Origin of the sequence: Streptomyces sp. WAC05292, assembly GCF_003949955.1 — a bacterium.
GTDB classification, from domain to species: Bacteria; Actinomycetota; Actinomycetes; order Streptomycetales; family Streptomycetaceae; genus Streptomyces; species Streptomyces globosus.
The window spans coordinates 1-14,259 of sequence record NZ_RPSE01000004.1 but is presented as its reverse complement, the minus strand read 5'-3'; the positions used below and the strand labels follow the sequence as shown (position 1 = coordinate 14,259).

15 protein-coding genes are annotated in these 14,259 nt (G+C 73.4%); 11 read left to right on the top strand and 4 right to left on the bottom strand.

The window, feature by feature from the left end:
• The first annotated feature begins 92 nt into the window (after window positions 1–92).
• From EF903_RS00965 to EF903_RS00945, 5 genes are read left to right on the top strand one after another with little or no spacing between them, the layout of a single operon-like run.
• Window positions 93–1,031, top strand: coding sequence for a hypothetical protein (locus EF903_RS00965; protein WP_125540677.1), 939 nt, complete (start codon window positions 93–95; stop codon window positions 1,029–1,031).
• Entirely contained in the window at window positions 1,028–1,561 is a 534-nt protein-coding gene (locus EF903_RS00960) for a hypothetical protein (protein WP_125540676.1), read from the top strand. Before EF903_RS00965 ends, EF903_RS00960 begins: the two co-directional genes overlap by 4 nt.
• Before the next feature lie 19 nt (window positions 1,562–1,580).
• Window positions 1,581–3,191, top strand: coding sequence for a peptidoglycan-binding domain-containing protein (locus tag EF903_RS00955; protein ID WP_260614687.1), 1,611 nt, complete (start codon window positions 1,581–1,583; stop codon window positions 3,189–3,191).
• Window positions 3,188–3,904, top strand: coding sequence for an ABC transporter ATP-binding protein (locus EF903_RS34660; protein ID WP_125540675.1), 717 nt, complete (start codon window positions 3,188–3,190; stop codon window positions 3,902–3,904). The genes EF903_RS00955 and EF903_RS34660 overlap by 4 nt, the downstream gene beginning before the upstream one ends.
• Window positions 3,901–5,166, top strand: a complete 1,266-nt coding sequence (locus EF903_RS00945; RefSeq protein WP_260614686.1) for an ABC transporter permease — start codon at window positions 3,901–3,903, stop codon at window positions 5,164–5,166. Before EF903_RS34660 ends, EF903_RS00945 begins: the two co-directional genes overlap by 4 nt.
• Before the next feature lie 274 nt (window positions 5,167–5,440).
• On the opposite strand, the gene EF903_RS00940 is transcribed toward EF903_RS00945, so the two are convergent.
• The gene (locus EF903_RS00940; RefSeq protein ID WP_125540674.1) at window positions 5,441–6,427 is read right to left on the bottom strand and encodes a pirin family protein; all 987 of its coding nucleotides are present in this window, start codon (window positions 6,425–6,427) and stop codon (window positions 5,441–5,443) included.
• Between the two features lie 522 nt (window positions 6,428–6,949).
• Between EF903_RS00940 and EF903_RS00935 the strand changes: the two genes are divergently transcribed.
• Window positions 6,950–7,678: a hypothetical protein gene (locus EF903_RS00935; protein WP_125540673.1), complete on the top strand. Its 729-nt coding sequence runs from the start codon at window positions 6,950–6,952 to the stop codon at window positions 7,676–7,678.
• Window positions 7,679–7,762: 84 nt separating this feature from the next.
• Here EF903_RS00935 and EF903_RS00930 read toward each other — a convergent pair whose 3' ends face one another.
• Genes EF903_RS00930 through EF903_RS00920 form a run of 3 tightly spaced genes read right to left on the bottom strand, consistent with a single transcriptional unit; the run spans window position 7,763 to window position 9,314 of the window.
• Window positions 7,763–8,224, bottom strand: a complete 462-nt coding sequence (locus tag EF903_RS00930; protein WP_125540672.1) for an SseB family protein — start codon at window positions 8,222–8,224, stop codon at window positions 7,763–7,765.
• 48 nt (window positions 8,225–8,272) lie between these two features.
• Window positions 8,273–8,482, bottom strand: a complete 210-nt coding sequence (locus EF903_RS00925) for a DUF397 domain-containing protein (RefSeq protein ID WP_185902483.1) — start codon at window positions 8,480–8,482, stop codon at window positions 8,273–8,275.
• Window positions 8,391–9,314 carry a helix-turn-helix transcriptional regulator gene (locus EF903_RS00920; protein ID WP_125540670.1) on the bottom strand — a complete coding sequence of 308 codons (924 nt, stop codon included), beginning with the start codon at window positions 9,312–9,314 and terminating at the stop codon, window positions 8,391–8,393. The genes EF903_RS00925 and EF903_RS00920 overlap by 92 nt, the downstream gene beginning before the upstream one ends.
• A 113-nt stretch (window positions 9,315–9,427) precedes the next feature.
• Here EF903_RS00920 and EF903_RS00915 point away from each other — a divergent pair, with 113 nt between their 5' ends.
• The 5 genes from EF903_RS00915 (at window position 9,428) to EF903_RS00895 (ending at window position 14,233) form a co-directional block, all read left to right on the top strand.
• Window positions 9,428–9,640, top strand: a complete 213-nt coding sequence (locus EF903_RS00915; protein WP_125540669.1) for a hypothetical protein — start codon at window positions 9,428–9,430, stop codon at window positions 9,638–9,640.
• Window positions 9,637–9,996, top strand: a complete 360-nt coding sequence (locus tag EF903_RS00910; protein ID WP_125540668.1) for an ATP-binding protein — start codon at window positions 9,637–9,639, stop codon at window positions 9,994–9,996. The genes EF903_RS00915 and EF903_RS00910 overlap by 4 nt, the downstream gene beginning before the upstream one ends.
• Window positions 9,997–10,114: 118 nt before the next feature.
• Window positions 10,115–11,941 carry an acyl-CoA dehydrogenase gene (locus EF903_RS00905; RefSeq protein WP_125540715.1) on the top strand — a complete coding sequence of 609 codons (1,827 nt, stop codon included), beginning with the start codon at window positions 10,115–10,117 and terminating at the stop codon, window positions 11,939–11,941.
• 135 nt (window positions 11,942–12,076) lie between these two features.
• Entirely contained in the window at window positions 12,077–12,835 is a 759-nt protein-coding gene (locus tag EF903_RS00900) for a hypothetical protein (protein WP_125540667.1), read from the top strand.
• 102 nt (window positions 12,836–12,937) lie between these two features.
• Complete coding sequence (locus EF903_RS00895) at window positions 12,938–14,233, top strand: M18 family aminopeptidase (protein ID WP_125540666.1); 1,296 nt, start codon at window positions 12,938–12,940, stop codon at window positions 14,231–14,233.
• The last annotated feature ends 26 nt before the right edge of the window (window positions 14,234–14,259 follow it).

The window sequence follows — 14,259 nt, the reverse complement described above, 5'->3', positions numbered from 1 at the left end:
GAGCCACCCGGGGCCGGGGCCGCTGGAATCGGTCCCGGCCCCGGGTGTGCCGCGCAGTGTACGACCACCGGCCCACCATCGAAAGGCTGATCGTGCTCCACGCACGCCGACGGCCGCTCCTGCTGACGGCCGCCGCCCTGGCGGCGGTCACGGCACTGGGCGGCTGCACCTCCGAACCCGCGCGGCCCGGCGGCGCGGCCGGTGACCGGGGCGAACCCGCGGTGCGGATCACCCCGCAGCCCGACCCGGCGAACGCACCGCTCCCACTGGATGCCTACGGTTTCGACACGAGCCAGCAGAAGGTCATCCAGCAGGCGCAGGACATCCTGACGGAGGCCTGCATGCACCGCATCGGCTTCGCCGCGTTCAAGAACACGAGCACGTACGTCACGGCCGGCGCGGGCGCCCGCCGGACCACCAGCGGGATCGGGCTGGTCGACGCCGAGGCGGCGAAGAAGTACGGGTACCGGTCCGGCGGGCTGCCCGACCGGGAGGCGGGCGCGGCGCAGAAACGCGATCCGAGCGAGACGGCCGCCCTGTTCGGCCCGCAGGACGGCGCCCCGGCGCCCGCGGGCGCCCCGGAGGGCGGCTGCGCGGGCGAGGCGGCCCGCAAGCTGTACCCGCGCAGCACCACGGGGGCCGCGGGGGCTCCGGCCGGGAACGGCCTGGTCGACGAACTCGCCCGGCAGGCCGCGGACCGGGCTCGCGCCGACAGCCGGGTCACGGCGGCCGTCACCGAGTGGAGCGCCTGCATGCGCGAAGCCGGGTTCCAGGTGAGGACGCCGTGGGAGCTCCAGCAGATGGAGGGCACCCGCTGGACCGGGCCGGTCACCTCCGAGGAGATCACCGCGGCGACCACGGACGTGTCGTGCAAGCAGCGGACGAAGCTGTCGGACACCTGGACCGCGGTGCTGGCCGCCTACCAGACGCAGCTCGTCGAGAAGCGGAAGCAGGACCTGGACCAGGAGAGGAAGCACCTCGGCGATCAGGTCCGGTTCGCCGAGAAGGTCCTCGCGGGCGGCGGGGCGTGAGGCTCCGCGGCGCGGCCGGGGCGGCCGCCGGGGCGGCCTTGGCGCTGGCCGCCGCGACCGGTTGCACCTCCCCCGCGTCCTCCGCCTCGGCGGACGGCCGCCCGACCGCCGAGGCCGGCCTGCGGAACCCGGACCCGGAGGTCCGGCAGGCGTACGACGCGTACTGGGCGGCCTGGCTCGCGGCGAACCGCACGCCCGACCCCGCGGATCCGGCGCTCGAACGGGTCGCCACGGGAACCCAGCTGGCGGAGCTGCGGGAGAACCTCGCGCACTCCCGTACGGCCGGGCAGGTGCTGCTGGGCGAGGTGGGGCACCGCGTCGAGGGCGTTTCCGACGCCGGTCCGGGGCGGCTGGTGCTGCACGACTGCATCGACCTGGACCGCTGGCTGATCCACGACGCGCGGACCGGCCGGCCGGTCGACCAGCTGGGGGACAAGCCGACGCAGCTGGGCGCCTTCACCCTCAAGCGGGAGGGGGAGGGCGGGCCGTGGCGCGTGGCTTCGCTCCGGGTGATCGGCGAGAACTGCTGAGCGGGGGACCGGGTTTCACGTGAAACATCAACAGCCGACGACGGCCGACGCGCGCGCTGAGCGGGAGGCGGACGCAGAGCGGGAAACCGAGGCCGGCGCGGAGGCCGGGGCCGAGGCGGAGGGGCCGACCCGCGAGGGCTCCGCGCCGGGCGGCACCGGGGGTGCCGGCGACGGCGGCGCTGGTGCCGAGGGCGGCACCGGGGGCGACGGCGGGTCGCTGCGGCAGCGCCGGCGGATGCTGGCGTGGGTCGTCGCCGGAGCCGTCCTGCTGACCGGCGCCGGGGTCGCGCTCGGCGCGTCCATCCGCTCCCCCGCGCAGGTCGCCGCCGATGCGGCGCCGCCGCCGGCCTCCGTCCTGTCCGACCGCGTGGAGCGCCGAGTGCTCACCTCCTCCGTCGTCGTCCGCGGCACGGTCGCCGCCGAACAGGTGGTGACGCTCTCCCCGGGCGCGGGGGCCGCGGCTGCCGCGGGCGGGGGCGGCAAGCCCGTCGTGACGCGGATCGCCAGGCAGCCGGGGGCCGCCGTCCGGGCCGGCGAGGTGCTGGTCGAGGTGTCGGGGCGGCCCGTGTTCGCGCTGGCCGGGGCCCTGCCCGTGTACCGGGACCTCAAGCCGGGCGCCACCGGCAAGGACGTGGGCCAGCTCCAGGCCGGCCTCAGGGCGCTCGGCCACTCCACCGGCAAGGACCCGTCGGGCACGTACGGCCCCGGCACCAAGGCCGCCGTCACCGCCCTCTACACCGCGCTCGGCTACGCGCCCCGGCCGGCCGACCCCGGCGACGCGGAGAGGCTCCAGGCGGCGGAGGACGCCGCCGCCGCCGCGAAACGGCAGGTCGCGACGGCCGGGACGGCCCTGGCGAAGGCCAAGCAGGCCGGCGGTGGGGACACCGCCGAGGCGCAGCAGCAGCTGGCGTTCGCGCAGGCCGACCTCGCCAAGGCCGCCGGGCGGCTGGAGGCGGCCCGCGCGGCGGCGGGCCCGATGGTCCCGGCCGACGAGCTGGTCTTCCTCAAGGGCTTTCCCGCGCGGGTCGACGCGGTGCGGGCCGCGGTCGGCGAGCCCGTCCCCGAAGGGCTGCTGGTCCTGTCGGCCGGCGCTCCGGTGATCCGCTCCGCGCTTCCGGCGCACCAGCGGGAGCTGGTCAAGCCGGGCATGAAGGTGGAGGTCCTGTCGGAAGCCACCGGGCTGACCGCCGCCGGCACCGTCGCCTCCGTCGCCGACGCCCCCACCCCGTCGGCCGGCGGCCCCGGCGGCGCCGGTCCGGGCGCGGCCCAGCCGGGCGGCGGCTCGGACAGCGCCCCGGGCGGCGCCCCGGATGCCGGCGGGTACGCCCTGACGGTCACCCCCGACAAGGCCCTCGACGCCCGCCTCGCCGGACAGGGCGTCCGGCTCACCGTGACGGCGGCCTCCTCCGGCGAGCCCGTCCTCGTCGTCCCGCTGTCGGCGGTGTCGGCGGGCGCGGACGGCCGGACCACGGTCACGGTGCTCGGCGCGGATCCCACCGACACCGCCGCACGGCGCCGCGTCGAGGTCCGGGCCGGGATGTCCGCCGACGGCATGGTGCAGGTCGAGCCGGTCGGCGGCGCCGCGCTCGCCGACGGGGACCGGGTCCTCGTCGCGCAGGCAGCGCCGTGAGCGGGGCCCCCGCGGACGGGCCGGCCGCGGAAGCCCCGCCGGTCGTCCGCTTCGAGGGCGTCGGGCTCACGTACCCGGGCCCGCCGCCCGTCGAGGCGCTGCGGCCGTGCCGGCTGACGGTGCGGCGCGGCGAGTACGTCACCGTCGTCGGCCCCTCCGGCTCGGGCAAGTCGACGTTCCTGAACGTCGCCGGGCTCATCGACGCGCCGACCGCCGGCCGCTACCTCCTCGACGGCATCGACACCGGCGCACTGCGCGACCGGGACCGCACCGCGCTGCGCGGGCAGCGCATCGGCTTCGTCTTCCAGTCCTTCCACCTGCTGCCGCACCGCACCGCCCTGGAGAACGTGCTGCTCGCGATGGTCTACAACGGCGTCCCGCGCGGGCAGCGCGCCGCCCGGGCCCGTACGGCGCTGGAGCGCGTCGGTCTCGGCCACCGCACCGGGCACCTGCCCACCCGCCTGTCGGGCGGTGAGCGGCAGCGCGTCGCCGTCGCCCGCGCGCTGGTCGCGGAGCCTTCGCTGCTGCTGTGTGACGAGCCCACCGGGAACCTGGACACGGCGACGGCCGCGACGGTGCTGGCGCTGCTGGACGAGCTGCACGCCGACGGGCTGACCCTGCTGGTCATCACACACGACCCGCAGGTGGCGGCGCGCGGCGCGCGGACCGTCGCCATCCGCGACGGGCTCCTGACCGAGGAGGCCGCGCCGTGAGGCGGCCCAGGCGGCGCGGGTCCGGCGGTGATCCGGACATCCCGCCGTCCCGGCTGTCGGCCCGGGACCTGGTCTCGGAGGCGCTCGCCGGGATGCTCCAGCGGCCGGCCCGCTCCGCGCTCACCGGCCTGGGCACCGTCCTCGGGGTCGGGACGTTCGTGGCGATCCTGGGGCTGACGGCCACCGCGTCGTCGCAGATCGACAGCCGGTTCAACGCGCTGACGGCGACCGAGGTCGGCGTCCGGGACACGGCGGGCGGCGCCGACCCGCAGCTCGCCCTCCAGGTCCCCAACGCCTTCCCGCGGGACGCGGACGACCGGGCGGGCGCCCTCAACGGGGTGACGGCGGCCGGGGTGTTCTGGCCGGTGCCGCTCGGCGAGGCGGCGACGGTCCGCTCGGCACCCGTCGCGGGCGCGGCCGGCGAGCGCATCCCCGTGGTCGCCGCGTCCCCGGGGATGCTGCGGGCCGCCGGGCTCACGCTCGGCTCGGGGCGGGCGTACGACTCCTTCCACGACGGGCGCGCGGAGCAGGTCGCGGTGGTCGGCCGCGCGGTCGCGGCCCGGCTGGGCATCACGACGCTGGAGAGCCGGCCCGCCGTGTTCGTCGGCGGGCACGCGTTCACCGTGGTCGGGATCGCGGACGGCGCCGAGAGGAAGCCGGACCTGCTGCTGTCGGTGCTGGTGCCGCGCGGGGCCGCCGAGCGGCTGTGGGGCCCGCCGGACAACGCCCGGCGGGCCCGGATGCTGGTGGTGGTGCAGCTCGGCGCGGCCCGGCAGGTCGCCGGGGAGCTGCCGCTCGCGCTGCGCCCCGACCATCCGGAGTGGATGGCGGCGGAGCCGCCGCCGGACCCGCGCGGGCTGCGCTCCGGGGTGACCTCGGACCTGGACCAGCTGTTCCTGCTGCTCGCGGCGATCTGCCTGGTCATCGGCGCGGTCGGGATCGCGAACACCACGCTCGTCGCGGTGCTGGAGCGCACCGGGGAGATCGGTCTGCGGCGGGCGCTCGGGGCGCGGGGGCGGCACATCACCGTCCAGTTCCTCGCCGAGTCCGCCGCCCAGGGCGCGGTCGGCGGGCTCGTCGGGACGACGCTGGGCACGCTGACCGTGGTCGGGGTGTCGGCGCTGCGCGACTGGACGCCGGTGATGTCACCGCTGACGGTGGCGGCGGCCCCGCTGGTCGGGCTGCTGACGGGGATCCTGGCCGGCCTGTACCCGGCGTGGCGCGCCGCGCGCACCCAGCCGGCGGAGGCGCTGCGCCGCTAGGCCGCCTCTTCCGGATCTTGTCTGGCCCGCGCCGTCCGGCACCGCGCCTCGCCGCGTTGTCGGGCCGCCCGCGTACCCCAGTACGCGGGCGGCCCTCCGCCTTGCGATGCACGGCACCGGACGACGCGGGCTTGACCGGCAAGATCCGAAAGAGACGACCTGGGCCGGCGTGCAAAGTCGGCCGGCCCGGTCCAGGGGGGGCGGGACCGGGCCGGCCGGGAGCGGCCCGGCCCTCGGGGGATGGGGGCCGGGCCGGATCGGGGACCTTGACGGGTCAGGAGTGCTGCTCCGCCGTCTTGGTGCGCTCCCGGGCGGTGGTGGGGATGGTCCCCAGCCGTCCGGCCTGGAAGTCGTCGAAGGCCTGCTGGAGCTCCTGCCGGCTGTTCATGACGAACGGCCCGTAGTGCGCCATCGGCTCGCGGATGGGGCGCCCGCCCAGGAGGACGACCTCCAGGGCCGGCGTACGGGAGTCCTGCGACGCCTCGGCGTGCAGCGTCAGCGAACCGCCGCCGCCGAAGACGGCGGTCTGCCCGGTGCGGACCGGGCGCCGGTCGGTGCCGACGCCGCCCCGGCCGGCCAGGACGTAGGCGAGGGCGTTGAAGTCCTCGCGCCACGGCAGGGTCAGCTGCGCGCCGGGGGCGATCGTCGCGTGGATCATCGTGATGGGGGTGTGGGTGATGCCGGGCCCGCTGTGGCCGTCCAGCTCGCCGGCGATGACGCGGAGCAGGGCGCCGCCGTCCGGGGTGGTGAGCAGGGTGACCTTGCCGCCGCCGATGTCCTGGTAGCGCGGAGGCATCATCTTGTCGGAGGCCGGGAGGTTCACCCACAGCTGGAGGCCGTGGAAGAGCCCGCCGCTGACGACGAGGGACTCCGGCGGGGCCTCGATGTGCAGGAGGCCGGAGCCGGCGGTCATCCACTGGGTGTCGCCGCCGTTGATGACACCGCCGCCGCCGTTGCTGTCCTGGTGGACGAACGTGCCGTCGATCAGGTAGGTGACCGTCTCGAAGCCGCGGTGGGGGTGCCAGGGGGTGCCCTTCGGCTCGCCCGGCGCGTACTCCACCTCGCCCATCTGGTCCATCATGATGAACGGGTCGAGGTGGCGGTAGTCGATCCCGGCGAACGCGCGGCGCACCGGGAATCCCTCGCCCTCGAAGCCTCCGGGAGCGGTCGTGACGGCCAGCACCTTGCGGGCGGCGGCCTCCGGGCCCGGCTCGGCGACGCGGGGAAGCGTCAGCGGGTTCTCCACAGTCACTGCAGGCATGGTCGGAACCTCCTTCTGCACCGAGTTTAGTTGAATCCAGAACTTTCTGCCACCCACCAGAACAGCGGGCCTCCCGCACCCATTCCCGCACCGGCAGCCCGCCGCCGCGACAGGCAGGGGTTGCGACGAGGAGCGGACCCGAGGCCGACCGCGAGGCAGGGCACCTCGTGCCGTACGGGGCACATCGGGGCGCAGGGGGCGGCTCGGGAAAAGCGGCTATTCAGAGCACCAAGCCGCCCCAATTCCGCGGATTCTCAAATTCCGCACAGGCGGATTTCTCCATTCCGGCGAAGAAGTCGGACATCGGATCTCGTTGACTCAGATGATCCTCAAATAATCGGGGATTGATTGACGCCCCCCGACCGCCCCGGCAATCTTTGTTCTGCGCGGCCGACAGGGGAGCATAGAGCCGGACGCGCGACACGGGGGACGGGGAAGACAGGAGTGCGCATGCGCGCGCACTCCTCCCTTTCCGCCCGAATTCGACCAGGCGGCATGAAAGTCAAGGGGAAACAACTCAGCATGCGTTCCGCAATCAGGAAGAGCCTCGTCTCCACCGCCGCCCTCGCGGGTGTGACCCTGGCCCTGCTGCCGGGTTCGGCCCAGGCCGACACCACGCCGGCCACGCAGGTCCTCCGCATCGCGAAGTACCAGGCCTACCTCTCGGCGAAGGCGGCCAAGGGCGACGAGCAGGCCAAGGAGACCGCCGACGGGTTCGCGGCCCTCTCGGCCGCCGAGAAGAAGCGGTTCCTCGACCTGATCGAGGACCGCACCCTCATCAAGCAGCTCCTGATCGCGGGCGAGGCCCCGGCCGCCGCCGGCACCACCCGGCAGGCGTTCGCGGGCGGCGACGTCGTCCAGGAGCGCGAGACCACCGGCGGCGAGGACACGACGTCCCCCTTCTCCACCTCGGCGCTGAGGGCGTCCGGCTACCGCGACATGTGGGCCTCGTACTCGTACGTCGACAAGTTCCTCGGCGTGAAGGTCTCGAAGGTCTCGGTGCGGACCAACTACCAGGTCAAGGGCAAGGACACCACGAAGGTGTACCCGGGCAGCGCCTCCCACTACCTCTACGTGCCGGGCTGCGACTTCAACCACAGCCCGGTGAAGGAGTGGATCTCCTCGCCGCCGGCCGACAACGCCCAGAGCGAGACCGTCTGGACGGCGGAGTGCTGGGGCAGCTCCTGGGACATGCGGGAGCGCGTGTGGGGGGATTACCGCGGTTTCGTCGGCGGCTACCTGAAGGAGTAGGGCGCCCGCGGGAATTCCCGCCGAATTCCTTGACCGCATTCCGATTCCCCTGCCGCCCAACGGGCGGTGGGGATATCGGGCTGCTCAGCCGTACATGCGGCGCATGGCGTAGTCGACCATCTGCTCGACCGCCTTCGCGTCGAACACCATCCGGTGGTCGCCCTCCATGTCGAGGACGAATCCGTACCCGGTGGGCAGCAGGTCGATCACCTCGGCGCCGGTGATGACGAAATACTTGGACTCCTTGCCGGCGTACCGGCGGAGCTCCTTCAGCGTCGTGAACATCGGGATCACCGGCTGCTGCGTGTTGTGCAGCGCCAGGAAGCCGGGGGTGTCGCCGCGGGGGCAGTAGACCTTGGACGTGGCGAAGATCTGCTGGAAGTCCTCGGCCGACAGCGAGCCGGTGGTGAAGGCGCGCACCGCGTCCGCGAGGGAGGGCGGGGACGGCTCCGGATACAGCGGCTGCTCGTACCCGGCCCCGGGCATCGGCTGCTGCGGCGGGGCGTACTGCTGCTGGGCGCCCGGATTCTGGTCGTAGCCGTACATGGCCGTCAGCCTACCGAGGGTGGGCGGCCGCCAGGCGCCCGGATCCGGTCAAGGGGCCCCCTTGATCCCGTTCAGGAAGGGCCCCCAGGCCGCGGCCGCCACCGTGATCACGGGGCCGGAGGGCCGCTTGGAGTCCCGGACGGGGACGACCCCGCCGCCGACGCCGTCAGCGACCTCGACGCAGAGCCCTTCCGGTGCGGTGCTGTAACTGCTCGTCCGCCAGACAGCGGCGCTCAAGTCGACGTGCGTGTACACCATTTCCGTACTCCTCTGCGGCGACTTCGATCATCTTCAGGGACACCTTCGGGGGCAGTGCTGCCGCCCGCAGGCGGTTGTAGGCGTCCCGGTACCGCTCCACGATGCTCGGATCGTCGATGAGCTGGCCGCTGTACATGCCCTCCGTGTACATGACCGGCGGGCCGTCGCCGAAGGTCATCAGCAGGCTGGATCCCATCATGAAGGGGTGCGCCCCGGCATTACACGGGATGATCTGTGGAACGAAGTGACGGCGCCGCGCGACGGCGGCGATGTGCTCCAACTGCTCGGCCATGACCGCATCCGGGACGATCGGGTCCCGGAGGACCGACTCGTGCAGGACGACCCAGGACGCCGGCCCCTGGGCATCCTCGAACACCCATGCCCGGCTGCGCCGTGCGGCGACCTTCCGGTCCACCGTGAGCTCGTCGTCGTCGGGACAGAAGGTGTGGACGATCTCCCGGATGTACGGCTCCAGTTGAAGGGGCCCGGGAACGAGCATGGGGCTCCATTCATCGATCTTGCGGGCCTGCGTCTCCAGCTCCAGCGCGTCCTGGAAATACGGGGCGAACAGGTGCGTCCGCGACTTCCGCACGTCCTCGCAGCACCGGGCGAAGAACCCGTCTGTGCGCAGCACCCGGTCCACGTGCCGCGCCAGATCCTCCGGCATGCGCCGATGGCCCCGCTCGATCTCGCTCAGGTAGCTGGCCCCGTAGAAGCTGCCCTCCACCGTCTGCTGGAGGGTCAGGCCCGCTGCCTCACGCTTCCACCGCAGTTCCTTGCCGTAAAACGTCGACACGCTCACCGAACCGTCGATGTCCTTGCGCGCGGCCACGAGCCCGCCTTTCCACACCTCGCACCGTGGAACCCCAAACCCTTCCCACGCTACGCCGGTCAGCCCCACGCTGTGAGCGCTTCGTCACGTTCCGCAGCAACCAGGAAGGCCCCATGAGCAACCCCGCCGCCGACGCCCAGGCGATCGACGCCCTCATCGAGCTGCGCGCCGCGCTCTCCGCGCACGGGATCACGCTGCCCTCGCTCGACCTGCACCTCCCCTCCTACGCCGGGGCGTACGACACCCCGCCGCTCATCGCCCTCGGCAACTGCAACGCCGGCATCGCGGCCCGGCTCGCCGCCGCCCTCCGGGCGGGACGCCCGTGAGGCCGTTCGCCGTCGGGCTGGTCGCCGTACCGAAGGCGGTCCCCGAGCTGCGCCTCGCCGTGCGCGAGCATCTCGGCAGGCCGTGTCCGGAGCTCCAGCTCTGCGTCAGCGAGCTGCTGACCAACGTGATCACCCACCTCGGGGAGGGCACTCCCGTCACCCTGCGGATCACCGGAAGGGCAGCCCGTGTGCGGGTCGAGCTCACCGATCCCGATCCGCGGGCCCGGCCGGTGCTCCGCCGGGCGGCCGCCACCGACGAGTCGGGGCGCGGGCTCGCCCTGCTGGACGCCGTGGCGCTGCGGTGGGGCGTCGACCGGGGGGAGGACGGCACCAAGACGGTCTGGTGCGAGCTTTGACCCTGGTCACAGTGGGCGGGCAAAGGGTTGCTTCTTATTACCGACGGGTAGCATCATGACGTTACCGATTGGTACGTACGAGGAACCGTCCTTCCCGAGCCACAACGGAGCCGTCGCCATGGGGCACTACAAGTCGAATCTCCGCGACATCGAGTTCAACCTCTTCGAGGTCCTCGGCCGCGACAAGCTGTACGGCACCGGCCCGTTCGCCGAGATGGACGCCGAGACCGCGAAGAGCATCCTGTCGGAGATCGCCCGCCTCGCCGAGAACGAGCTGGCCGAGTCCTTCGCCGACGCCGACCGCAACCCGCCGGTCTTCGACCCCGCCACCAACACGGCTCCGGTCCCCGCCTCCTTCAAGAAGAGCTACGAGGCCTTCATGGAGTCGGAGTACTGGCGCCTCGGCCTGCCCGAGGAGATCGGCGGCACCACCTCGCCCCGCTCCCTGATCTGGGCCTACGCGGAGCTGCTGCTCGGCTCGAACCCGGCCGTGTGGATGTACTCCTCCGGCCCGGCGTTCGCCGGCGTCCTCCACGAGGAGGGCAACGAGGCGCAGAAGCGCATCGCGCAGATCGCCGTCGAGAAGCGCTGGGGCTCCACCATGGTGCTCACCGAGCCCGACGCGGGTTCGGACGTCGGCGCCGGCCGCACCAAGGCGATCCAGCAGGAGGACGGCTCCTGGCACATCGAGGGCGTGAAGCGCTTCATCACGTCCGGTGAGCACGACATGGAGGAGAACATCCTCCACTACGTCCTCGCCCGCCCCGAGGGCCACGGCCCCGGCACCAAGGGCCTGTCCCTCTTCCTCGTCCCGAAGTTCCACTTCGACTGGGAGACCGGCGAGCTGGGCGAGCGCAACGGCGTGTACGCCACGAACGTCGAGCACAAGATGGGCCTGAAGGCCTCCAACACGTGCGAGATGACCTTCGGCGACAAGCACCCCGCCAAGGGCTGGCTGATCGGCGACAAGCACGACGGCATCCGCCAGATGTTCATGATCATCGAGTTCGCCCGCATGATGGTCGGCACGAAGGCCATCGCGACGCTCTCGACGGGCTACCTGAACGCGCTGGAGTACGCCAAGGAGCGCGTCCAGGGCCCCGACCTGGCGAACTTCCTGGACAAGACCGCGCCCAAGGTCACCATCACGCACCACCCCGACGTCCGCCGCTCGCTGATGACGCAGAAGGCGTACGCCGAGGGCATGCGCGCCCTGGTGCTCTACACCGCGGCCGTCCAGGACTCCATCGCGGTCAAGCAGGCCGCCGGCGAGGACGCCTCCGCCGAGGTCGGCCTGAACGACCTGCTCCTGCCGATCGTCAAGGGCTACGGCTCCGAGCGCTCCTACGCGCTGCTCGCCGAGTCCCTGCAGATCTTCGGCGGCTCCGGCTACCTGCAGGAGTACCCGATCGAGCAGTACATCCGCGACGCCAAGATCGACACCCTGTACGAGGGCACCACCGCGATCCAGGGCCAGGACTTCTTCTTCCGGAAGATCGTCCGCGACCAGGGCGCCTCCCTGAACCGCCTCTCCGAGGAGATCAAGAAGTTCCTCGCCGGCGCCGAGGGCGGCGAGGAGCTGGCCGCGGCCCGCGACGCGCTCGCCAAGGCCGCCGTCGACCTGGAGGGCATCGTCGGCCAGATGATCACCGACCTCACCGCCACCGGCGAGGACGTCAAGAACATCTACAAGGTCGGCCAGAACACCACCCGCCTGCTGATGGCGTCCGGCGACGTCGTCGTCGGCTACCTGCTCCTGCGGGGCGCGGCCGTGGCCGCCGAGAAGCTCGCGACGGCCTCCGCGAAGGACGTCCCCTTCTACACGGGCAAGATCGCGGCCGCGAAGTTCTTCGCGTCCCAGGTCCTGCCGGGCGTCTCGGTGCAGCGCAGCCTCGCCGAGGCCGTCGACAACTCCCTGATGGAGCTCGACGAGGCCGCCTTCTAAAGCCCTCCGAGGCGCCCGCCCCGCGGAACGTACAGCGGCCGGCCCCCCGTGCGGGGGGCCGGCCGCTGCCGTGCGCCGGGCCCCGCGCGGGCCGCGATTCCCGGGATGCCGGTGCTTCGTGGGACGCTCGTAGACATGAGTCCACAGGAGCAGCACGCCGCCGGCAGGGGGTACTCCGTCCCCACCGGGCGCCCGTACGCCCTCAGGGAGCTCCAGGCGGCCCTCGGCAGCCTCGGCGACCACCTGCGGGACCTCTACGAGGGCGCGCACCCCACGGAGTACGAGGCCGTCGCCGACGCCCTCTACACCGCCTTCCGCACCGCGGCGGGCCTCGCGCCCGCAAAGAGCCACACCGGCTGCCCCGAGCACCCCGACGGCGCCCTCGACCCCGAGGCGCCCGACGGCTGGGGCCGCTGCCTGATCTGCAACGACCGCCGCCGCCGCGGCCTGCGCGAGCACGGCGGCCGCGCCGGACGGCACGCCGCCGCGCGCCTCGCCGCCCCGGCGGCCGGGGAGCAGCGCCGGCTCGGCTACCCCGTGCCCGACCCCCCGTACACCCTCCAGGCCCTCCACGCGCACCTGCGGAGCGTCGAGGAGCGCCGCTTCCACCTCACCCTCTCCTCCCCCTCCGACGACTTCGTCCGGCTCGCCGACGACCTGCACCGCGCGTTCATCGTGGCCCGCGAGCTGTCCCGGCCGCGGAACGCCTCCGGCTGCTCCGAGCACCCGGGGGCGCCCATCGACCCGGACGCGCCCCCCGGCGAGGCCTGTATCTTCTGCGCCGGACGCAAGAGACGCGCGCAGCGCTCCGCGGCGGCCCCGGAGATGCTCCCGCGCATCCGCCGGGGCGAGCGCCGGCAGTTGCAGCGCCGGTTCGAGCGGCCGCCGGGCTGAGAAGCCGCCGGAACCGCGGAGCACACCGTCCGCCCACCGGTCCTGCCGGCTATCCGCCGCAGTCCGGCCTAGGCGAACACGACCGTCGTTAAGGTGAACCACATGAGCTCTCCCGCCCGCTTCGACCGCGGCCACACCGACGATCTGATGACCTTCCTGACGGCCAGTCCGTCGCCGTACCACGCCGTGGCCAACGCGGCCGAGCGGCTGGAGAAGGCCGGGTTCCGCCAGGTGTCGGAGACGGACGCCTGGGACGCGGGCAGCGGGGGCCGGTTCGTGCTCCGCGGCGGCGCCCTCATCGCGTGGTTCGTCCCGGAGGGCGCCGCCGCGCACGCCCCGTTCCGCATCGTCGGCGCGCACACCGACTCCCCCAACCTCCGTGTCAAACCGCTTCCTGACACCGGGTCGGCCGGCTGGCGGCAGATCGCCGTCGAGATCTACGGCGGCACCCTGCTCAACACCTGGCTCGACCGCGACCTGGGCCTGGCCGGGCGGCTGACGCTGCGGGACGGCAGCGAGCGCCTCGTCAACATCGACCGGCCGCTGATGCGCGTGCCGCAGCTGGCCGTCCACCTCGACCGGGCGGTCAACTCCGACGGCCTCAAGCTCGACAAGCAGCGCCACATGCAGCCGATCTGGGGCCTCGGCGACGTCCACGAGGGCGACCTGATCTCCTTCCTGGAGGACGAGGAAGGCCTGGAGCAGGGCTCGGTCGCCGGCTGGGACCTGATGGTCCACTCGATCGAGCCGGCCGCCTACCTCGGGCGGGACCGGGAGCTCGTCGCCGGGCCGCGCATGGACAACCTGATCTCCGTCCACGCCGGTGTCGCGGCGCTGGCCGCCGTCGCCTCCTCCGGGAGAGCCCTGGACCACATCCCGGTGCTGGCGGCGTTCGACCACGAGGAGAACGGCTCCCAGTCCGACACCGGGGCCGACGGCCCGCTGCTGGGGAATGTGCTGGAACGTTCCGTCTTCGCACGCGGCGGCAGCTACGAGGACCGCGCCCGCGCCTTCGCCGGCAGCTTCTGCGTCTCCTCCGACACCGGGCACGCCGTCCACCCCAACTACGCCGAGCGGCACGACCCGACGCACCACCCCCGCGCGAACGGCGGGCCCATCCTCAAGGTCAACGTCAACCAGCGGTACGCCACCGACGGCACCGGCCGGGCGGTGTTCGCGGCGGCCTGCGAACGGGCCGGCGTGCCGTGGCAGACGTTCGTGTCCAACAACTCGATGCCGTGCGGGACGACGATCGGCCCGATCACCGCGGCCCGGCACGGCATCCAGACGGTGGACATCGGCGTCGCGATCCTGTCGATGCACAGCGCGCGCGAACTGTGCGGCGCCGAGGACCCGTACCTGCTGGCGAACGCGCTGACGGCGTTCCTGGAGGGCTGAGCCGGCTCCGCGGGAGGGGCGGGGCG